20 protein-coding genes and 1 riboswitch are annotated in these 20,949 nt (G+C 67.7%); of the genes, 5 read left to right on the plus strand and 15 right to left on the minus strand.

The window, feature by feature from the left end; translation table 11 throughout:
- The first annotated feature begins 84 nt into the window (after positions 1 to 84).
- Positions 85 to 1,602 (plus strand): TldD/PmbA family protein, encoded by a 1,518-nt coding sequence (locus OX958_RS20075; protein WP_270130496.1) that lies wholly within the window; start codon positions 85 to 87, stop codon positions 1,600 to 1,602.
- Positions 1,599 to 3,008: a metallopeptidase TldD-related protein gene (locus OX958_RS20080; RefSeq protein ID WP_270130498.1), complete on the plus strand. Its 1,410-nt coding sequence runs from the start codon at positions 1,599 to 1,601 to the stop codon at positions 3,006 to 3,008. The genes OX958_RS20075 and OX958_RS20080 overlap by 4 nt, the downstream gene beginning before the upstream one ends.
- A gap of 105 nt (positions 3,009 to 3,113) precedes the next feature.
- Here OX958_RS20080 and OX958_RS20085 read toward each other — a convergent pair whose 3' ends face one another.
- Together OX958_RS20085 and OX958_RS20090 are read right to left on the minus strand one after the other, a co-directional pair.
- Positions 3,114 to 3,533, minus strand: coding sequence for a DUF805 domain-containing protein (locus OX958_RS20085; RefSeq protein ID WP_270130499.1), 420 nt, complete (start codon positions 3,531 to 3,533; stop codon positions 3,114 to 3,116).
- Positions 3,534 to 3,687: 154 nt separating this feature from the next.
- A complete protein-coding gene (locus OX958_RS20090) occupies positions 3,688 to 4,356 on the minus strand; it encodes a class I SAM-dependent methyltransferase (protein WP_270130500.1) in 669 nt (222 codons plus the stop codon).
- 508 nt (positions 4,357 to 4,864) lie between these two features.
- Between OX958_RS20090 and OX958_RS20095 the strand changes: the two genes are divergently transcribed.
- From OX958_RS20095 to OX958_RS20105, 3 genes are all read left to right on the plus strand, one after another.
- On the plus strand, positions 4,865 to 6,706 hold the full coding sequence (locus tag OX958_RS20095) for an SCO7613 C-terminal domain-containing membrane protein (protein WP_270130501.1): 1,842 nt from the start codon (positions 4,865 to 4,867) through the stop codon (positions 6,704 to 6,706).
- A 124-nt stretch (positions 6,707 to 6,830) separates the two neighbouring features.
- Positions 6,831 to 8,354, plus strand: a complete 1,524-nt coding sequence (locus tag OX958_RS20100; RefSeq protein ID WP_270130502.1) for a PfkB family carbohydrate kinase — start codon at positions 6,831 to 6,833, stop codon at positions 8,352 to 8,354.
- Positions 8,355 to 8,582: 228 nt separating this feature from the next.
- Positions 8,583 to 8,738, plus strand: coding sequence for a hypothetical protein (locus tag OX958_RS20105; RefSeq protein WP_270130503.1), 156 nt, complete (start codon positions 8,583 to 8,585; stop codon positions 8,736 to 8,738).
- A 13-nt stretch (positions 8,739 to 8,751) separates the two neighbouring features.
- On the opposite strand, the gene OX958_RS20110 is transcribed toward OX958_RS20105, so the two are convergent.
- The 13 genes from OX958_RS20110 to OX958_RS20170 all read right to left on the minus strand — a co-directional run bounded on the left by OX958_RS20110 (position 8,752) and on the right by OX958_RS20170 (position 20,851).
- Positions 8,752 to 9,522: a Mom family adenine methylcarbamoylation protein gene (locus tag OX958_RS20110; RefSeq protein ID WP_270130504.1), complete on the minus strand. Its 771-nt coding sequence runs from the start codon at positions 9,520 to 9,522 to the stop codon at positions 8,752 to 8,754.
- An 11-nt stretch (positions 9,523 to 9,533) separates the two neighbouring features.
- Entirely contained in the window at positions 9,534 to 10,328 is a 795-nt protein-coding gene (locus OX958_RS20115; RefSeq protein WP_270130505.1) for a hypothetical protein, read from the minus strand.
- 349 nt (positions 10,329 to 10,677) lie between these two features.
- Positions 10,678 to 11,976, minus strand: coding sequence for a serine hydrolase domain-containing protein (locus OX958_RS20120; RefSeq protein WP_270130507.1), 1,299 nt, complete (start codon positions 11,974 to 11,976; stop codon positions 10,678 to 10,680).
- Positions 11,973 to 14,822, minus strand: coding sequence for an aminomethyl-transferring glycine dehydrogenase (gene gcvP / locus OX958_RS20125; RefSeq protein ID WP_270130508.1), 2,850 nt, complete (start codon positions 14,820 to 14,822; stop codon positions 11,973 to 11,975). Before gcvP ends, OX958_RS20120 begins: the two co-directional genes overlap by 4 nt.
- Before the next feature lie 70 nt (positions 14,823 to 14,892).
- Positions 14,893 to 14,990, minus strand: a riboswitch (glycine riboswitch).
- Between the two features lie 20 nt (positions 14,991 to 15,010).
- The gene (locus OX958_RS20130; protein WP_442913208.1) at positions 15,011 to 15,628 is read right to left on the minus strand and encodes a MerR family transcriptional regulator; all 618 of its coding nucleotides are present in this window, start codon (positions 15,626 to 15,628) and stop codon (positions 15,011 to 15,013) included.
- Between the two features lie 201 nt (positions 15,629 to 15,829).
- Positions 15,830 to 16,321 carry a bifunctional nuclease family protein gene (locus OX958_RS20135; protein WP_270130509.1) on the minus strand — a complete coding sequence of 164 codons (492 nt, stop codon included), beginning with the start codon at positions 16,319 to 16,321 and terminating at the stop codon, positions 15,830 to 15,832.
- Positions 16,322 to 16,422: 101 nt separating this feature from the next.
- Entirely contained in the window at positions 16,423 to 17,064 is a 642-nt protein-coding gene (ftsR, locus tag OX958_RS20140) for a transcriptional regulator FtsR (RefSeq protein ID WP_270130510.1), read from the minus strand.
- Positions 17,065 to 17,143: 79 nt separating this feature from the next.
- Positions 17,144 to 17,665, minus strand: a complete 522-nt coding sequence (locus OX958_RS20145) for an FHA domain-containing protein (RefSeq protein WP_270130511.1) — start codon at positions 17,663 to 17,665, stop codon at positions 17,144 to 17,146.
- Between the two features lie 149 nt (positions 17,666 to 17,814).
- Positions 17,815 to 18,195 carry a glycine cleavage system protein GcvH gene (gcvH, locus tag OX958_RS20150; protein WP_270130512.1) on the minus strand — a complete coding sequence of 127 codons (381 nt, stop codon included), beginning with the start codon at positions 18,193 to 18,195 and terminating at the stop codon, positions 17,815 to 17,817.
- A gap of 52 nt (positions 18,196 to 18,247) precedes the next feature.
- Positions 18,248 to 19,057: a DUF881 domain-containing protein gene (locus tag OX958_RS20155; RefSeq protein WP_270130513.1), complete on the minus strand. Its 810-nt coding sequence runs from the start codon at positions 19,055 to 19,057 to the stop codon at positions 18,248 to 18,250.
- Position 19,058: 1 nt separating this feature from the next.
- On the minus strand, positions 19,059 to 19,391 hold the full coding sequence (locus OX958_RS20160; protein WP_270130514.1) for a small basic family protein: 333 nt from the start codon (positions 19,389 to 19,391) through the stop codon (positions 19,059 to 19,061).
- A complete protein-coding gene (locus OX958_RS20165) occupies positions 19,388 to 20,251 on the minus strand; it encodes a DUF881 domain-containing protein (protein WP_270130515.1) in 864 nt (287 codons plus the stop codon). Before OX958_RS20165 ends, OX958_RS20160 begins: the two co-directional genes overlap by 4 nt.
- Positions 20,252 to 20,254: 3 nt before the next feature.
- Entirely contained in the window at positions 20,255 to 20,851 is a 597-nt protein-coding gene (locus OX958_RS20170) for a CDP-alcohol phosphatidyltransferase family protein (RefSeq protein WP_270130516.1), read from the minus strand.
- Positions 20,852 to 20,949: the final 98 nt, after the last annotated feature.

The following is a 20,949-nucleotide window of genomic DNA, read 5'->3' on the forward strand; positions in this document are numbered from 1 at the left end:
GCCGACGCTAACCGACCGCGGCCGCGGAAGCGCGACACAGGCATCACATGAGCCTCCTGCCGTGGATGGCCTAGGGTCGAACTCGTGCCTGAAGTCGATGCTTCGTTCCTAGACCTTCCCCGGTTCGAGTTGGCCGACGCCGCGTTGCAGCGAGCCGCCGATCTCGGGGCCACGTATGCCGAGTTCCGGCTCGAGCGAATCCGGTCGGAGGCGATCTCGCTGCGCGACGGCGTACTGGAGAGTGCCCGTGACGACGAGGATCTCGGGCTCGCCGTCCGGGTCGTCCACGACGGGACCTGGGGGTTCGCCGCCGGCGTCGCGCTGACGACCGACGAGGCGGTCCGGGTGGCCGAACAGGCCGTGCACCTGGCCCAGGTCTCCCGGCCGATCAACTCCGAGCGGATCGAGCTCGCCGACGAGCCGGTGTACGACGACGTCAGCTGGGTCTCGTCGTACGAGATCGACCCGCTGAGCCTGCCGCGCGCCGAGAAGGTCGCCCTGCTCACCGACTACAGCAACCGCCTGCTGCAGGCACCCGGCGTCGCGCACGTGACCGCGCGCGTTGCCTCGGTCAACGAGTGCAAGTTCTACGCGAACTCCGAGGGCACCTCGACCACCCAGCAGCGGGTCCGGATCGGCCCGTCCTTCCGGGCGACTGCGATCGACGCCGAGACCGGCCGCTTCGACACCATGGCGAGCTGCGCGCCACCCGCCGGCCGCGGCTGGGAGTACCTGACCGGCACCGGCTGGAACTGGGACGAGGAGCTCGCCCAGATCCCGGGCTGGCTGGCCGAGAAGATGAGCGCCCCGAGTGTCGAGGCCGGCCACTACGACCTGGTGATCGACCCGACCAACCTCTGGCTCACCATCCACGAGTCGATCGGCCACGCGACCGAGCTGGACCGTGCGCTGGGCTACGAGGCCAACTACGCCGGAACGAGCTTCGCCACCACCGACAAGCTCGGCAACCTCGCGTACGGCTCGCCCATCATGCACGTCACCGGCGACCGGACGGCGGTCAACGGACTGTCCACCGTCGGGTACGACGACGAGGGCGTGGCCGGCCAGCAGTGGGACCTGATCAAGGACGGCGTCCTGGTCGGCTACCAGGTCGACCGCCGGATGGCCAGGGTCAACCGCGAGCTGCTCGGCACCGACCGCTCCAACGGTTGCGCGTACGCCGACTCGTCCGGCCACATCCCGATCCAGCGGATGGCCAACGTCTCCCTGCAGCCCGCCGCGGACGGCCCTTCCACCGAGGAGCTGATCAGCAGGGTGCAGAACGGCATCTACATCGTCGGCGACAAGTCCTGGTCGATCGACATGCAGCGGTACAACTTCCAGTTCACCGGCCAGCGGTTCTACAAGATCACCGACGGCAAGCTCGACGGCCAGGTGCGCGACGTGGCCTACCAGGCGACCACGACGGAGTTCTGGGGCTCGATGGAGGCGGTCGGTGGTCCCCAGACCTACGTCCTCGGTGGTGCTCTCAACTGCGGCAAGGCCCAGCCCAGCCAGAGCGGCGCGGTCAGCCACGGCTGTCCGTCCGCGCTGTTCCGCGACGTCCGCATTCTCAACACCACGCAGGAGGCCGGCCGGTGACGACCGCCATTCAGCTCAACCCACAGGACACCATCGAACGCGGCCTCGAGCTGGCTGCGGCCGCCGGGGCGTCGGGTTGCGTCGTACTGGTCTCGGAAACGTCCAGCGCCAACCTGCGCTGGGCCAACAACACCCTGACCACCAACGGCGCCATGCGCGGTACCAAGGTCTCCGTGATCGCCACCGTCGGCGCAGGCGAGGGTACGGCGGCCGGCGTGGTCGGCCGCTCGTCCACGACCGACCGGAGCATCCAGGAGCTCGTCGAAGCCGCTGTGGCCGCTGCACGCGAGTCCAGTCCTGCCGAAGACGCCCAGTCGCTCGTAGAGGGCAGCGTCGGCGAAGACTGGGACCTGGAGCCGGACGAGACCTCAGTCACCGTGTACGCCGACTTCGCACCGGCACTCGGCGCAACGCTCACCCGGGCCGGCAAGGAGAACCGCTGGCTCTACGGCTTCGCCGACCACGAGGTCACCACCGTGTACGTCGGATCCTCCACCGGCCTGCGCTTGCGCCACAGCCTCCCCCGGGGCTTCGTCTCGGCGACCGGCAAGAGTGGCGACCTCAGCCAGTCGGCCTGGGTCGGCGCGGCCACCGCGGACTTCCGGGACATCGACCCGCTTGCCATCGACACCGAACTGGTACGCCGCCTCGGCTGGGCAACCCGCACGGTCTCGGTGGAGGCCGGTCGCCACGCCACCGTGCTCCCTCCCGCCGCAGTGGCCGACCTGACGACGTTCCTGTTCTGGGAGCTGGACGGCCGCGACGCCCACGAGGGGCGCAGCGTTTTCTCGAAACCCACCGGCGGCACTCGGATCGGTGAGGTGCTGACGCCGCATCCGGTCGGGCTGCGATCCGACCCGAACCTTTCGGGCCTGGAGACTCTCCCGTTCGCGGTGGCCAGGACTTCGAGCGGAAACTCCAGTGTCTTCGACAACGGCCTGTCCCTCAGCGCCACCGACTGGATCCGCGGCGGCAGACTCGAGCACCTGATGCAGAGCCGTTACACCGCGGGCCTCACCAACGCACCAGCAGTCACGCCTCTGGTCGACAACTACGTGCTCTCGGTGGACGGCGCCACCGGTACGACGGACGACCTGGTCGCCGGCCTGGAACACGGTTTGCTGCTTACCTGTCTGTGGTACATCCGCCCGGTGGACCAGCAGACGCTGCTGCTCACCGGCCTGACCCGCGACGGGGTCTACCAGGTGGAGAACGGCGAAGTGGTCGGTGCCGTCAACAACTTCCGCTTCAACGAGAGTCCGGTCGATCTGCTCGCCCGCTTCACCGCGGCCGGGGCGACGGTCCCGTCGTTCTCCCGCGAGTGGGGCGACGACTCCACCCGGACGGCGACTCCGCCGCTGCTGGTGCCCGACTTCAACATGTCCAGCGTGAGCCAGGCATCCTGAAACGCGAAGGCCCGGCATCCCGTCGTACGGGATGCCGGGCCTTGTTCACGGTGCCCCCACTGACCGGCGTCTCTCAACCAGGCTGGCGGGATCGCGTGGGATGAATCAGGCCTGCGGGGCCGGCGGGTAGCCCGGGTAGCCACCGGGACCGAAGCGCTCAGCGGCCTTCGGGTCCGGGCCGTACTGGTTGTCGCCGGCGTTGCCCTCCTGGGCCGCGAAGACGATGAAGACGATGAACCCGACACACGGCACCAGGTTGATCAGGACCCACCAGCCGGAGCGGCCGGTGTCGTGCATCCGGCGGATCGCAACGCCGATGGACGGCAGCAGGATCGCCAGGGTGTAGATGGTGCCGAGCACGCCGTTGGAGTCGTTGGCACCGTAGTTCAGACCCAGCAAACGGTCCACGATGCCGATGATGATCGAGATGATCGTGCTGAAGAGCACGAACATCCAGAACTCCTTGCGGCGGGCGCGGCCGCTGAACACGGCGTACTTCTTGATGACATCTGTAAACCACTGCATTGGTGTTTCTCCGTTGGTCGAAGGTGAGACGCGGACCGAGCCTGTCGGAACCGACGGGATGAGTCAATCCAACTATTCGCATTGGTGACCACACCGCAACCTGGCACGCCGTAGCTGGAGCCGGCTTCAGGTCTTTCGCGAGTTAGAGCCGGCTTCAGGTTGCCGGTGCCGGCTTCGCCTGGGTGACCCGCCACAAACTGTGGCCGTTCTCCTCGTACGCGTCGGCGGCACCGAGCTCCCAGCGGTCGGCCAGCTCGTGCACCAGGTCGAGATCGAAGAACCGGCCGGCGAAACCGTCCTTCGCGTACAGTCCGTCGCCGATGTCCTCACCTCGGCCGAAGCAACTGTCCTGGGTCGACCAGACGGTGTAGACGAAAAGCCCACCAGGCCGCAGGACCCGGCGGATCTCGTTGACCAGGGCCCGCAGTTCGGTCCGGGAGAAGGCCATGTTCAGCAACACGTTGGCGTAGACCGCGCCGACCGTCGCGTCGGCCGGCGGCAGCGGGTCGCGGACGTCGTGCAGCGCCGCGGTGACCCGGTCGTCCAGCCCCGCGCGCTGCGCTTCCAGCCGGAGCCGGTTCAGCGCGGACGTGCTGAAGTCGGTGGCGTGCACGCTGAATCCCTGCTTGGCAAGGTAGAACGCGTCCCGGCCCTGACCGGCACCCAGCTCCAGCACGTCATCGATGCCCGCGGCACCGAACAGCTTCGCGGTCCAGCGGGCGGCGGCCGACGGTGCCGTCCCGTGCAGATTCTGGTCCTGCTCGTAGGCGGTCTGCCACCGCTCCTGCTGAGCCCTCGCGAGCTCGACATACCCAGTCTTCATCTTGCTCCCCGTGTTCGCCTCGCCGGTCTGTTCGTACCAGCAGACCGCAGCAGCCTACGCGACGAATTGAGTAGACGTACTCAGGCGCCCACTCGTTCCGCCTGGCGATAGTGAGGCTGACCGTCGAGGAGGACGCCAGATGAACGCCGACCGTACTGACTTCCCGTGTCCTGTCTGTCACACGCCGCTGCGATTGGACGTCGCGCTGACCGTGCCGCCTCCCCGGGCGATGCCTGATCCCCGCCCGGCGCCTGCTTCCCGGCCGGCGCCTGCTCCGCGGGCGATGCCTGCGCCGCAGCCGATGCCTGCTCCACGGGCGATGCCTGCGCCCTGGCAGATTCCCGCGCCCCGGCAGATGCCTGCGCCCCGGCCGATGCCGATGCCGAGTGCTCCGTTGCCTGTGGCCCCGGCTTCGGCCGCGCCATCACGCGCCGTGCCGCCACCGCCACGGATCCATCCACCAGCCCGCGTTCCGGGTCCTCCGAAGATCAAGCGCCCCCGCCGCCAGTTGAGCCCGCAGGCAACACTTCTGAGCCTCGGTGTCCTGCTCCTGCTCGCCGCCGGCGTCACCTTCCTCGCCGTCACCTGGGACAGCCTCCCGGTCCCGATCCAGGCCGCCATCATCGCCACCCTCGCGACGATCTCCCTGATCAGTTCGATCCCCGCGGCCCGCCACAAGCTGACCGGCACGGCCGAGGCGCTCGCCATCCTCGGCACCGGCCTGCTCACCGTCGACCTGTACGGCGCCCGCGCCCTCGGCCTGATCTCCTCCGACACCGTCGACGGTCTCACCTACTTCGGCGTCGCCGCCGCGATAGTTGCCGCGACCAACCTCCTGATGTCACGCATCGCTCCCACGGTGATCACCTACGGTGTCGCCGCCGTCGTCATCGGCCAGCTCCCGTTGCCATTCCTGCTGGCCGACCGCTTGCCCCTCGCAGCTTTTCTGCTGGGCCTGCTCATCCAGGTCACGATCACGCTGCTCTGGTCGGTTAAGGGCACCAAGGCGGTCCGCCTCACCGGCGCCACCTGCGCCGCCCTGGTCTTCTGGGCGCTGATGTTCATCGGCTGCGTCCGCATCTTCCTCAGCCTGGTCGCTCACTACTCAATCCGAACCCGCCCGGCCATCAGCGACTTCCTGAACAACTCCCCGACAGCTCTCTTCCCCGTCCTCGCCACCACCGCGGTCCTCTGCCTCGCCGCCATCACCGGCATCGCGCTTCTCCGCAAGACCCCGCTCCCCCGCGCACTGCCGCCCACTTTCGCCGAATCCGCCTGTACGGCGGCCGCCGCTCTGGCCGTGGCAACTTGTCTGCCACAACTCCCCACAGCCGGCCGGTGGCTGGACACCGGCCTCGCCACCGCGCTTGCCCTCATCGTGCTGCTGATGGCCAAGCGGACCGGCGTACGGGGGGCGGCGGCTTGGACCGCGACCAGCGTCGTTGCCTTGGTCAACTTCATGTTCTGTGCAATGACCGAGGACCTCGTCCAGCTCGCCCTGATCTCAGCGATCGTCTCCGCTCTCGCCCTGATCGCCGTCTGGCGCAAACAACTGCAGCCGACCCCCGCCGCCCTGACCGCAAGCCTCACAGCCCAACTCGCCGCCGTCCTCGCCACCTACGACGGCCTCTTCACCCCAAGGACCGGCGCCATCGTCCTCGCCGTCATCGCCGCCCTGTCGATCGCCGCGGCCTGCCTCATCACCAACCCACCCCTCGAACGCACCCTGCTCAGCTGCGCCACCGCCGCAGCCGCCCTCGCCGAGTTCACCGCCCTGCTGGACAACACCGCCACCCTCACCGGCATCGTCCTCACCATCACCGCCGCCCCACTAGTTGCCTACGGCATGCGTCCCGAACGCCGCGAAGCACTCCTCTTCGCCGCCGCCCTGCTGATCACCGCCAACACAGCGTTCGCCCTGGGCACCGGCGCCACCACCATCGAATGGTTCACCCTCCCACCCGCCGCCGCCCTGCTGGCCATCGGCACCTACGGATGGCGCACCCACCCCAGCTGGGTCTACCTGGCCCCCGGCCTCCTCCTCGGCCTGGTCCCCTCAACACTGCTTGCTAACAGCAACGACGACCACCTCCGCACCACCTTCGTAGTAGCCGCCGCCCTCACCACAATCCTCCTAGGCACCCGCCTCTCCCTCCAGGCCCCCTTCCTCATCGGCGCCGCCGTCCTCCTCAAAATCGCCCTCTGGCAGTTCCTCGAAGTAGCCCCTCTGATCCCCCGCTGGACCACCCTCGCCACCGCCGGCCTGATCCTCCTGACCGTAGGCGCCACCTACGAACGCCGCCTGCAAAACGCCAAACAAGCCGCCCACTGGGTAGCAGCCCTGCGCTGAACCACCCGACTCCTCACCAGCTCCGTCGATACCGCTGCCGGCCGCCGCCACTCCGGGAGCGGCTGCACGAAATCGCCTCAGTGGCGATACTGAGGACGACTCGAACAGCACCGCCGGGGGGCGCATGGCCAACCGCGAAGAATTGGATTCGTCCGATGCCGTCGTGCTGACTCATGCGCTTGAAAAGCTCCGGGCGCGTGACGGCTTGGTCCTGGAACGACTACAGACCACCACCAGGAAAAGCGACGTAGCACCGCTCCTCAGGCTGCCCTTGGTCCAGAACTTCGCCGCCCTGCAGGACATCGACCCAGCCCTCGCCGCCCTGCAGGTGGTGGCCCAATGCGTCCGCGACACCACCGACGGAACCCACCAGATCGTCGCCGACGCGATCCTGGGCCTCGGGGTACTGGAGGATGCCTATTCCCTGTACGGCCTGGACAACCGCGTCACCCAGGCCCTGCGCGCCGACTCACTCGGACGCCGCCGATCCACTCTGCTGAGAAATTGGCGGACTTTGCACCTGGCGATGGGACTCCCGACCCACCACGCACCCAGCGACCGGACGCTGCGCGGAACCCTCGAAACCGAGGTACTACGTCAACTGGCCCGGCAACTCCTCAACCCCGGCGATCAACAGATCGTCGTGCCGACGATCGCGGACGCCGCGAAAACCTCGCGCAACGCACAACTCTCGCCGGCGGGGCGAGTGATCGTCATCGGCGGAGCAGTAATGGATGTCATCTTCCGAACCAATGTCATACCGCAGCACGAGACCTCCACCCGCGCAGACCAATGCCTTATGACTCCGGGCGGCAAGGGCGTGAGCCAGGCTGTTGCCGCCGCGAGGCTGGGACTGAGGGTCAGCCTCATCGCCGCTCTGGGCGACGACAGCTTCGGCCAGGAGATCGTCGAATATCTCCGCACCGAGAACGTCGACACGTCGTTACTGAAGATCGTCCGCGGTGCCCGTACGCCGGTCACCGGCGTTTTCGAACTACCACTCGGAGACAGCATTGCGGCCTTTTGGCGCAACGACAAAGTGATCAGCCTCGGCGTACGCGATGTCGACCTGCTCGGTCACCAGATCTCCGACTGCGACACTGTCCTGCTGAGTTTCGAGATTCCACGCGAGACCTTCCAACGGGCAGTCGATCTGGCTCATCCGGACTCGCAGCAAAGGCCCACGGTGATCGTCACACCGGGTCAGCCGTACTCCGACGGTCTCGTTTCGCGCCAGGCCTTGTCCCAGATCGACTTCCTGGTCGCACACACCTGGGAGATCGCTCGTTACGGTTCCCAGGGTCACGACCGATTCGATCCGCATCGCATCGGCGAGGATCTGCTCAGGCTCGGGGTGGGCACGGTCTGCCTGCTCGGCAACGGCGGCGGTCTGATCTACTCCAGGATCACCCCGGACATCCAGCGCCTGCCGACCGTTTCCTCGCCTTTCAAGGAATCGTCGATCACTCGCGACGCCTTCTGCGCGGCTTTGGCCGCCAAGTTGATCGACGAGGGTGAACTCAGTGAGAAGGTCGCCGCCTGGACCACCGCGGCGATGGCCTGCGCGGCCGAAGATCACAAACATTCGACCACGATGCCGGACCGCGAGCGCATCGAACGAAAACTGCGCAACCACAACACCCGCTGAGCTGCCATTTTGGCATCAGCGCGATGTGCGGCTTGCTCCCGCCTGCCAATTGGCAGCAAATCCTGCCATTCGGCAGATCGGCCGGTGCCAATAAACACGATTGACACCCAATTGCCTTGTTGTTCACTGAGATCAAAGCTAGTCACGGCGGTGCCGGATTTAATCTATCGCACACCGCCAAGAATGCAAGACCAGTTCGCCGGCCAGCCCTGGAAGTGAGTGATCACGATGACTGAGAACCAAGCTCTGGTACTGATTCTGATCGGAACCCTGGCCATCGTCCTCTACGGGTTCTGGAAGCAGATCCTCTTCCTTCTCCTGATGACTGTGATCGTCATCTTCGGCCTCGGCGTCTACAGCTTCACGGTCAGCTTCGCAAGCTGAGGCGGCGGTCAGGTCAACGACGGAGTCTTCGCTGCTCGTCGAGCGGCACAGACTCCGTCTCTCCCTTCAGCCTGCTGCAGAAGATTGCTGAGTCCAGCAACTTGACGCGACTCTGTTCGACGACGGCCCCGGAAAGCGCCCGCACCATACTTACGTTCGCAGTGTCGTAGTCCTCCCGCAGTTTGCGGGGACTGATGTACCGACGATCCAGGTAGATGTACGGCCGAGGGCTGATCGTCATCCAACGCTGCCAGTTCGCGGCCCGGTAGCTCGATCCGGTGAAGCCGAGATTCGGGTCGACCGCGGTGGTCAGTAATTCGGCATCAGGCTCGGCCTGATGCAGCGACTTCCGTACCTTGCCGAGTAGGTACGAGATGGCATTACCGGGTGCGACGTCGAACGAATAGACGCGCGACACGTCCCAGGCTCGATCGGCCGGTACTCCGAACTGCTTCGACAACTGCCTACCGACCCGGCCCCAGTCGAGCGGAGAAACGCTGCACAGGGTCACCGGCAGACCATGCCGAGGGTCCACCAACGCGTAGCTCCTCGAGCCTCGGCGAGCGCTTCGCAGGTAATGCAGACGCCCGAAGATCCGAGCCGCGCCGACATCGTCGTACGAGACGAATCGCAGGTCCTGCAGGGCGTAGCCGTCGAGCGGCAGAAGATCCTGAACCTCTGCATGATCCGCCCGCAGATCGACAGCGCAGTTGCGCAACTCCGCGTTGAGTTGCCGGAGAATGAGCTGCCCGTCCCGACCGGCGACGCGTGGCAGGTGCAGCAATGTCCGGACAGTCAGCGCGCGTCGGCCGACACCGTGCTTCTCCGCCGACCGGGCAACCAACTCAGCGAAAGCGGTATCGCCTGAGCGACAGGCTTCCAGCGAGAGCGGCGACCGCGTTCCGGTGTGCTGGTGGGCAGTTGGATCCGTGCTGACGGCAAGGGCGCACAAGCTCCCGCCTCCTGTCTCGCATTGGGCTCCAAGGGCCCATAGGTGATGGTACTCGCGGAGCCAAGGGATCGCTGTGGCCGCGCCGCATCACTCTTGTTGCTCAAGTTGTCCAACAGCAGGGCGAGCCGGCGCTGTACCGGGTCCTGCTTCAGTTCCTCTGGCGTCAGCCGCTTCTGGGCGACGTACTTGACGCGATTCTTGGCAGGCAGTTGCTTGTGCCATCCGTACAGCACCTGATGGTCTCGCAGGATCTCCGACTGGTCGCCGGTCAGATCCACGATCAATCGATGGCCGGCCTGGGTGATCTCGATTTCGATCCAGCAGTGCAGCGCCAGTGCGACCTTCTTGCGGAACCCCGTCGTGAAGACGTCGCCATAGCAATAAGTGACACCCTGAATGTTCCTGTCGATCAGAACACTTGCCAACCAGGCCGAACTGACTCCGCATTGACCTCGAGATCCCGGGGCGCTCTCACCGGGAGGAGTCCTGAAACTCTCATGGAGGGTGTCATCGGACCAAGCGTCTTCGAGACGCTGTCGATACTCTCCGAGCTGTTCGACCCATTCTGGGTAGTCCGGCCAACCCCGCCGCCAGCGAAGCCCTTCCATCAAGCGGGGGCTTATCAGTACCTCGGTCATCGACTGTTCTGGACGTCTCTCTGTGCGGTGGCGCCGAGATCGTCGGGCAGGAACAACCGCAGAGGCCGACGTCGCCGCCCGGCCTTGCCCCCCGTAAGAACATCCCCTGACAGCGCGACGATCGTCTGCAGACGGTAGATCATTGCGCCACTCGTTCCATCCCGCAACCGGCAACTAGCTGAAGATCTGTTGTCTCAGCTGGGCTGAGGCGCTGCGAGTAAGCGCTATAACTCATAGTGGCGCAGCTCATACGGACTGTAACGATCGATTCGGAGTCGGGTTACTCAGAATTTCGCGCCCTGGTGCTACTCGTATGACAAATCGAGTTGGGACAGGATGCATTACAGGGTCAGTTACCGTACGGCGTTCGCGTCAGGGTGAACGTGGCCAAGTCCAAGTGCTTGATTGTCTCGCCCTCGCGCACCACCCGCAGCTTCTCCCCCGCAAAATAGCCGTCGCGCCCGCGGTACACGTCAGGCCCGAGTGGGGTGAAGCGGGAGGTCATTGCGCCGGAGAGCAGGAGGGCGCCACCGGAGACCGACATCGTCAGTGGGGTGTTGCCCCAGTACCAATGCCCCAGCAGTTCCTCGCCCTGGGCGAGCTCGGGCTCGGGCTCCCACTCCACCGGAAGCGGTGGTTCGTACGACGCGAGGGTGCGCATCAGGTCCAGGGGGACGGAGGCGCATTTGCCGTACGTCGCATTGCCGAGGGTGACGGCGCCGATTCGGCGGGCGCGGTCGACGAAGAGGCCGGCCAGGAAGCCGGGCATGGAGCCGGTGTGGCCGATGAAGAGGTGGGGGTCGTCGGCGTGGAGGCGCAGGCCGAGCCCGTACGACGCGGCCAGGGCTTCGCGGGGGTCCGCGGCGGTGGGGGCGGCCATTTCGTCGACCGTGTCGCGGCTCAGGACCTCGTAGCCGGGGTCGATCCAGAACGCGGCGTACTTCGCGAGGTCCTCGATCGTGCTCCACAGCTGGCCGGCCGGTGCCATCGCGCCCGCGTCGTACGCCGGTTCCGGCGAGAGCCGGCCGCTGAACGGGTGCACCGAGAAGCCCTGGGCGGCGGGGCGCACCGGGAAGTACGTCGTACGGCGCATCTCCAGCGGGTCGAGGATGCGTGCGGCGACCAGTTCCATCCAGGCGGCGCCGCGCAGGCGGGACGCGATCTCGCCGAGGAGCGCGTAGCCGAGGTTGGAGTAGTGGTGCCGGCGGTCGGGTTTGCCGGCCGCCTGCGACTCGTCCATCGCCGCGGTCAGCGTCTCGAAGGATACCCCGGGATTGCGCTCCCACCAGGCGCCCGCGGGCTCGGCGTTCATGCCGCCAGAATGCGCCAGCAGCTGCCGGATCGTCAGGTCGCCGAACGCGACCCCTGGCAGGTGCTTGCCCACGGCATCGTTCAGTGAGAGCAACCCGTCGTCACGGCACTGCATGATCAGTACTGCGGTCAGCGTCTTGGTGATCGACCCGATCCGGTACTGCACGTCCGGACCGGGCGCCAGCCCTTGCCCATCAGCGATCCTGCCCCGCGACCCGGTCCACGCCAGCTTGCCGTCCTGCAGCACGCCGGCGTTGATCGAGGGCAACTTCCACTCACTCTGGGCCGCTGCAACGTCGGCGTACAACGCTGCAGCGGTGTCAGGCCGCAAGCTCACTCAAAGTCCTCCGGGGAAGGGCAGGAGCAGATCAGGTTGCGGTCGCCGTACGCGCCGTCGATCCGGCGGACCGGCGGCCAGTACTTCGTGGTGCGGTCGACCGACTGCGGGAACGCCGCCTCCTCGCGGGTGTAGGCGTGCTCCCACTTGTCGTTGATCACCGAGGACGCCGTGTGCGGCGCGTTGACCAGCGGGTTGTCGCCGGCCGGCCACTCCCCCGCCGCGACCCGGTCGATCTCGTGCTTGATCGCGATCATCGCGTCGCAGAAACGATCCAGTTCGCCGAGATCTTCGGATTCCGTCGGCTCCACCATCAGCGTCCCGGCGACCGGGAAGGACATCGTCGGCGCGTGGAAGCCGTAGTCGACCAGCCGCTTCGCGACGTCGTCGACGGTGATGCCGGTCTCCTTGGTCATCGGCCGCAGATCCAGGATGCACTCGTGCGCGACCAGCCCGTTCTCGCCGGTGTAGAGCACCGGGAAGGCGTTCTCGAGCCGCTTCGCCACGTAGTTCGCGGTCAGTACGGCGGCCTTGGTCGCCGACGTCAGTCCCTCGGCGCCCATCATCCGGATGTAGGCCCACGAGATCGCCAGTACGCCGGCCGAACCGAACGGCGCCGCGCTGATCGGACCGACCCCCGACTCCGGGCCGGCCTGGCCGAGCAGCGGGTGGTTCGGCAGGTACGGCGCCAGGTGCTCGGCAACGGCGACCGGGCCGACCCCCGGGCCTCCGCCGCCGTGCGGGATGCAGAAGGTCTTGTGCAGGTTCAGGTGGCTGACGTCGCCACCGAACTCGCCGGGCTTGGCCAGCCCGAGCAGCGCGTTCAGGTTGGCGCCGTCGACGTACACCTGACCGCCGTGGTCGTGGACGATCTGGCAGACCTCGGTCACGCTCTCCTCGTACACGCCGTGCGTGGACGGGTAGGTGATCATGATCGCGGCCAGCTTCTCCGAGTGCTCGGAGGCCTTGCTCCGCAGGTCTTCCAGGTCGATCGTGCCGTCGTCGTTGCCCTTGACGACGATTACCTTCATACCGGCCATCACCGCGGAGGCCGCGTTGGTACCGTGCGCGCTGGCCGGGATCAGGCAGACGTTGCGGCTTTCGTTGCCCTGGGCCCGGTGATAGCCGCGGATTGCCAGCAGACCGGCCAGCTCGCCCTGTGAACCGGCGTTCGGCTGGATCGAGACCTTCGCGTAGCCGGTCACCTCGGCCAGCCAGCGCTCCAGCTGACCGATCAGCTTCACGTAGCCGGCCGCGTCCTCGATCGGCGCCAGCGGGTGCATGTCGGCGAACTCGGGCCAGGTGACGGCTTCCATCTCGGTGGTCGCGTTCAGCTTCATCGTGCAGGAGCCGAGCGGGATCATGCCGCGGTCGAGCGCGTAGTCGTAGTCCGACAGCTTGCGCAGGTAGCGCAGCATCGCGGTCTCGGACCGGTGCGTGTTGAAGACCGGGTGGGTCAGGTACTCCGAGGTCCGGGTGACCGCCTCGGTCAGGTTGCGACCGGCCAGCGTCGCGTCGTACGTGACACCGAAGGAGCCGCAGACACCGACCAGCGCGGAGGCGTCGGTCTTCTCGTCGCAGGAGATGCCGACGTGGTCCGCGTCGACCTGACGCAGCCAGATGCCGTTTTGACGGGCGTTGTCCACCACGTCCGCCGCGCGGCCCGGGACGCGCGCGAGCACGGTGTCGAAGAACTGGTCGTGCACGACCTCGACGCCACCGGCGCGCAGCGAGGCGGCGAGGCTGTCGGCGTTGCGGTGCACGCGGTCGGCGATCGCCTTCAGCCCCTCGGGACCGTGGTAGACGGCGTACATCGAAGCGACGACGGCGAGCAGCACCTGCGCGGTACAGATGTTGGACGTCGCCTTCTCGCGACGGATGTGCTGCTCACGGGTCTGCAGCGCCAGCCGGTACGCCGGTGCGCCGTCCGCGTCGACCGAGACGCCCACCAGGCGGCCGGGCAGCGAGCGCTCCAGGCCGGCGCGGACCGACATGAAGCCCGCGTGCGGACCGCCGTAGAAGAGCGGGACGCCGAAGCGCTGCGAGGAGCCGATCACGATGTCGGCGCCGGCCTCGCCGGGCGCCTCGAGCAGCGTCAGGGCGAGCAGGTCGGAGGCGACCGCGACGAGAGTCTCGCGCTCGTGCGCCGCGGCGATCAGCGGCTTGAGGTCACGGACGGCGCCACCGGAGCCGGGGTACTGGACCAGGACGCCGAAGAAGTCTCCGTCCGGCAGACCGGCGGTGGTGTCGGCGACCACGACCTCGATGCCGAGCGCCTCCGCGCGGGTCTCGACGACGGCGATCGTCTGGGCGAAGGTGTCGGCGTCGATCAGGAAGCGGTTGCTCTTGCTCTTGCGGTTCGAGCGCAGTGCCAGCGTCATCGCCTCGGCCGCGGCCGTGCCCTCGTCGAGCAGCGACGCGTTCGCGGTCGGCAGCCCGGTCAGGTCGGAGACGACGGTCTGGAAGTTCAGCAGCGCTTCGAGCCGGCCCTGGGAGATCTCCGGCTGGTACGGCGTGTAGGCGGTGTACCAGGCCGGGTTCTCGACCAGGCGGCGGACGATCACCGACGGGGTGAACGTGCCGTAGTAGCCCTGACCGATCATCGAGGTGGCGACGTTGTTGCGGGCGGCGAGCTGCCGCAGCTCGGTCAGCGCGTCGACCTCGGAGGCCGGCTCGGGCAGCCGGAGCGGCTCGGCCGACCGGATCGACGCGGGCACGGCGGCGTCCACCAGCGCGTCGACGTCGGCGTACCCGAGGGTCTCGACCATCCGGGCGATCTCGTCCGGGCGGGGCCCGATGTGGCGATCGGCGAACACGGCCGACACCTGGGGGGTGTGATCAGTCATTGAAGAGGCTCCGTTGCTGACTATTGCCGGTGGCCTCCCCCTCTGTCACGCACGCACGCTTCAGAGTCGCCTAAGGCACTCGGTCCATGGGCCTGAGAGGTTCCGGGGAGGAATTGCCCCTTCGGCGCCCGACCAAACAGCGGGACGAGACTCTCCCGAGTGCTGTGTGCGGCTGGGAAAAGACTACCTCAGCCGGTCATCCTGGCCCGGCGGCGGGCAGCGAGCTCGTCGTTGGCATGTGAGCCGGACTCGTCGTCGTGGCCGTCGAGACGCTCGGTCGGCAGCTCGGACAGCGATCCCTCGACCTCGCGCCAGACGCCGCCGAGGGCGATCCCGAAGACGCCCTGGCCGCCGGCCAGCAGATCGATCACCTCGTCCGGCGAGGTGCACATGTAGACCGAGGCGCCGTCGCTCATCAGCGTGATCTGGGTCAGGTCATCGATTCCACGTTGGCTGAGGTGGGCGATGGCGCTGCGGATCTGCTGCAGCGAGATGCCCGCGTCGAGCAGCCGCTTGATCACTTTCAGCAACAGCACGTCGCGGAAGCCGTACAGCCGCTGGGTGCCGGAGCCGGTGGCCGGGCGCACGGACGGCGAGACCAGTCCGGTGCGGGCCCAGTAGTCGAGCTGACGGTAGGTGATGCCGGCCGCGGCGCACGCGGTCGGGCCGCGGAAACCGACGTCGTCGGGCATCGGCGACAGGTCGTCGTCGAAGAGCAGACCCTGAACGCCGGCGCTGGCGGCCGCCTCGGCGTGTGCTTCGGACGTCGACTGCGCCGTCAGATCAGTGTCGCCGGTGCGTGTCACGCCTGAGCCTCCCTGGGTACCGACTGGAACGGATCACATCCGTGGAGTTACAAGGCCCCACGACTCCTTCAAGGTAAGCCGCCGCTCAGGCCGGGTCAACGACTGCCGCCCCGAGCACGATGCGTGTCGCGGTTCCGTGACGAATCGTTACCTGTCCGCCCTTGTACCAGCACCGCCCAAACCGGTCGTCCGGGCCGCCGGTCAGCTTTTGTCGAAATCCTCGGGGGTGACCTGGTCGAGGAACTCGCGGAAGCGCTCGACCTCTTCCTCCTCGACCACCTCGTCGTCCTCGTTCTCGCTGTCGGGGACCGGGATGCCGGCCTCGGCCAGGATCTCCTCGGTGCAGAACACCGGCGTACCGGTGCGCAGGGCCAGCGCGATCGAGTCCGACGGGCGGGCGGAGATCTCGGTCTTGTCGTCGAAGACCAGGATCGCCTCGAAGACACCGTCGGTCAGGTTCACGATCCGGACCTGGCTGAGGGTGTGGCCGAGCACCCGGATGGTCTCCGCGAACAGGTCGTGGGTCAGTGGACGAGGTGGTTCCATCCCCTGCTGGGCGAACGCGATCGCGCTCGCCTCGGCCGCACCGATCCAGATCGGCAGGTACCGCTCGCCGCCGACCTCCCGGAGCAGCACGATCGGCTGACTCGAGGGCATCTCAACCCGGACTCCGACCACGTCGACTTCGCGCACGGCTTCAGCCTACTCTGCGGGCCGGACCGGGGCTGCCCCGGCGGGGTCGCCCCCGCCCGGCGACGGCCCCTTGGTTACGCGGCGGCGGACCGGAGTACCGGTCAGCGACCGAGCCGGGAGCGAACCAGTGCCGCATGCAACCGGACCGCCAGCGCGGCCAGCTCCAGCGTCTTGTCGTCCCGCCGCGGCTGCACGACCTGCTCGATCAGCCCGACCTCGCGATCGGCGGCCGCCCGGAACGGCCGCAGGTGCCGCGGCTCGATCCCGTACTGCGCGAACTCCGCCGCCGCCTTGGCGATCAGGATCGCGTCGCCGTCGTAGTGCTTGCCGCGGGCCACGACCAGGTTGTGGCTCTCCAGTTGCTCGAGCAGCTCCGGCGCGATCCCGGCCGCCTCGCACAGCTCGCCCCGGGTCAGCTTCAGCTCGGTCCCGTACGTCGAGAAGTCCTCGGCGTCCGGCAGACCGGCCGGCTGGGGCAACCGGTCGGGCGCGGCGGGACGGCCACCCGGCGCGGGCGGACGCAACCCGCGGTCCATCGCGCCGAGATGGTCCTTGATCACCTTGAGCGGCAGGTACTGGTCCCGCTGGGCGGTCAGGACGTAGCGGAGCCGCTCGATGTCGCCGGCACTGAACTTCCGGTACCCCGACGCGGTCCTGGCCGGCGTCACCAGCCCCTCCGCCTCGAGGAAGCGGATCTTGGAGATGGTGACGTCGGCGAACTCGGCCTGCAGGAGCTGCAGCACCTCACCGATGCTGCTGCCCCCAACCGGAGTCGCTTCGTCCCCCGCCGCGGCACCCCGGTCGGGGTCTCCGACCGCTGGGTCAGGCCTGACCACTGGCGTAGTAGACCAGTCGGTACTTGCCGATCTGGACCTCGTCGCCGTTCGACAGCTGCAGCTCGTCGATCCGGTCACGGTTGACGTACGTACCGTTCAGGCTGCCGACGTCGCGGACCTTGACGCCCTGCGGGTCGCGGCGGAACTCCGCGTGCCGGCGGGAGACGGTGACGTCGTCCAGGAAGATGTCGCTGTCCGGGTGCCGGCCGGCCGTGACGACGTCCACGTCGAGCAGGAACCTGCTGCCCGCGTTCGGGCCACGCTGCACGATCAGCAGCGCCGATCCGGTCGGTAGCGCGCCGACGGCGGCCTCGTCCTCGGCGGACAGCTGATCACCGGAGTCGAAACGCTCGGTCTCGGGCTCGATGCTGATCGGTGCGAGCATCGCGGTGTCGGTCACGCCGGGGGCGGTCACCGGACGGTCCGCGCCAGGGAGCATCGTTCCGCACTGCGAGCAGAACCTGCTGCCCTCGGAGTTCTCGTGCCCGCACTGGTTGCAGAACGGCATGCTGTGATCCTCCCGATCGCCGGTGGTCCGGCGACGTTCTCGTTGACCCCGTGATGACAGTGTGGACTGTGGCCCCAACCCTCGACCGGCGGTTGAGGTCCGACAGAACCTACCAGGTAGTGCGCCGTGTCAGAAGTTGCGTCGGCGCACTAGCTCGGGTCGAGCTGACCCTTGTACGTGTCGGCGTCCATCAACGCCTCGATCTCCTCGTCGTCCTCGACCTCGATGTCGAGCAGCCAGCCCTCGCCGTACGGGTCGGTGTTGACCAGGTCGGGCTGGTCGGCCAGCGCCTCGTTGACGGCCCGGACGGTGCCGTTGAGCGGCGCGAACAGGTCGCTGACGCTCTTGGTGGACTCCAGCTCACCACAGGAGTCGCCGGCCCGGACCGCGGTCCCGACCTCCGGCAGCTGCACGTACACGATGTCGCCGAGCGCGTCCTGCGCGAAGTCGGTGATACCGACCCGCGCCGAACCCTCGCCGGCCTTCACCCACTCGTGCTCGGCCGTGTACTTCAGGTCTTCGGGGTACACCTCGGTCCCTCCATCATTTCTAGGACACTGCATTGTCGGAAACTGCGGAAAGTTACTTGGTCGGGCTGGGCGCCGGGCGAGCGTAGCGATGCTCCTCCGGCGCGTGCAAGGCGGTGATCTGAACCACCGACAACTCGGTCACCTCGGCGGTGCCGCCGATCTGTGGCCCGGTCACCTCGCTGATCAGACCACCGGGGAAGTTGGCCGCCTCGGCCAGGTTGTGCGACTCGCCGATCGCCTCGATCACGTACGGCGACTGCACCTTCTCGCCGTCGATCTTGACCCCGGGAGCGTCGTCGACCAGGTCGGTACTGGCCACCACCCGGACCTGGCCGTTGATCTGGATCGCCTCGGCGCCCGCGTCCCGCAGCTCCTCGATCGCGTCCAGCAGGTTGCTGGACTGCATCTTGGCGTCCGGGTCGTTCAGGGTGATCCGTACGCCGGGGCCCTGGGCGGGCAGCGTGCCGGCCAGGATGCCGAGCACGCGCACCTGCTGCTCGGCCTGCTGCCGCGCGGTCTGCGCCTTGTCCGCACTGGAGGCCAACGTGTTCTTGCGCGCCTCCAGCTCGGTGATCTCGGTCTCCAGCCGGCGGGTGTTCTGTCCCAGGCCGTCCAGGATCGCGATCAGGTCCTCGCGGCGGGCGTTCTGGTAGCCGTCGTCGGCCCGGTTCACCCGGACCTGGACGACCGCCATACAGGCGACCAGCGCCAGTACGACGGCCACGATCGCCTGGCCACGCGACGGCTTGAAGCCGGCCTTCAGCCGCCGCAGGGCCAGGTTCGGCGTCTTCGGTTTGGGCATCGGGGTCGGCTCGGCGGGGTGCTCGGGCTCCGGCGTCACCGGGTCGTCTGGTGCTGCCATCTCAGGCCCTGAAGACGTGGCGGCGGATCGCGGCCATGTTGGTGAAGATCCGGATGCCGAGCACGACCACCACGCCGGTGGACAGCTGCGAGCCGACCCCGAGCTGGTCGCCGAGATAGACGATCAGGGCCGCGATCAGCACGTTCGAGACGAACGAGACCACGAACACCTTGTCGTCGAAGATGCCGTCCAGGAACGCGCGCAGGGCGCCGAAGACGGCGTCCAGCGCCGCGACCACCGCGATCGGCAGGTACGGCTGGGCCCAGTCGGGCACGTCGGGCGCGACCAGCAGACCGACGACGACGCCGATCACCAGGCCGAGGACGGCGATCATCTCGGGCCCACCTTCGCGTACCGCAGCGCGATGGTGGCATCGGCTGGCACCAGCAAGGAATCCTCCGTCGTGATCGTCATCCGGACCTGGAAGTTGGAGACCAGGTACTGCACCCACTGGCCGCCCGAGCTCTGCGCGAACCGGGCCGGCATGGTCGCGGTGTCCCCGATCGCCAGCACCGTGTACGGCGGGGTCAGCGAACTGTAGTCGACCGTGATGGCACTGCCCGCACCCCGGATCGCGGTCAGCGTGGTGAGCCGGTGGCCGTTCACCGAGATGGCCTCGGCGCCGGCCGTCCACAGACCGTTGACCAGCTGCTGCAGATCGACGTCGAGCAACCGGCCCTGTTTGTCGTCGGAGTCCTTGGCGTCGTCGACGACCGCCTTCAGCCCCTGGCCGGTGACCGCGACGGCACCGACTTCCAGTTCCAGGTCGTCCAGCTTCTGCTGCAGCGCGGCGCCGTCACTGGTGTTGCTCAGCCCGCTGGCCTGCAGGCCGCGGACTTCGCCGGCGAGCTTGATCTGGTTGCCGCGCAGGTCGTTCAGCCGGTCGTCGGCCTGGTTGATCCGGGTGATCAGCTCTTTGCGCTGCTTTTCGGCCTCGGGGGCGCTGCGGTAGTTCTGCGATGCGGCCACGGCGAGCAGGAAACCCAGCAGGAGCAGCGCGATCACGAGGATGATCCGGTGCCGCGACTTGTTGGGTTTGTCACCCTGCGGCGGCCGGGACCGGGCCGCGACGGCGTACCCCTCGTCCAGGGGGTGCGCCATCAGGTTGTTCAGCAGTGACATCGAGGCGTCGACGCGCCGCTGCCCGGGTGGCGCCTGGCCGGCTGGGGACTGGCCGGGTGAAGACTGGGTCACGAGTTACCCCGCCGGGTCGCTGATCGGCTTCACGGTCTGGATCAGGTGGCGCAGCTGGACGAAGTACAGAGCGCCGGCCCAGTAGTACAGAGCAGTGCCCCAGATCGCGAAGGCCCAGCCGAAGACGCGGGCCAGCAGGTTGAGCGTGCTGTCGCCGTCACCGAGCAGCAGCAGCGGGAACGCGTACAGCAGGCAGAAGGTCGCGGACTTGCCGAGGAAGTGCACCGGCAGCGCGTTGAAGCCGCGCCGGTGCAGCGCGGGCAGCGTGAAGGTGAGCAGCAGGTCCCGCAACGGCAGCGCGATCGCCAGCCACCACGGGATGATGTCGCGCAACGCCAGGCCGAGCACGGTGGCGAAGATGTAGAGCCGGTCGGCGACCGGGTCGAGCATCTGGCCGAGCCGGGTGGTCTGGTTCATCCGGCGGGCGATCTGGCCGTCGGCCCAGTCGGTGAAGCCGGAGATCATCAGCACCAGGATGGCCCAGCCGTCCTCCTGCGGGCCGAGGATCAGCCAGAGGAAGAGCGGAACGCCGAGCAGCCGGACGAAACTGAGGGCGTTCGGGATCGTCAGCACCCGGTCGGACACTTCCAGTTCCGGCACGCGATCCTCCCCCAGCTCTGCGAATTGGGCGACCGTCGACGGCGCCCCTGTCCCGGTCGTTACTGTACTTGGGCACCCCACCAGGTTTCGCCCGGGCC

The sequence above is a fragment of the Kribbella sp. CA-293567 genome (assembly GCF_027627575.1).
GTDB lineage: Bacteria > Actinomycetota > Actinomycetes > Propionibacteriales > Kribbellaceae > Kribbella.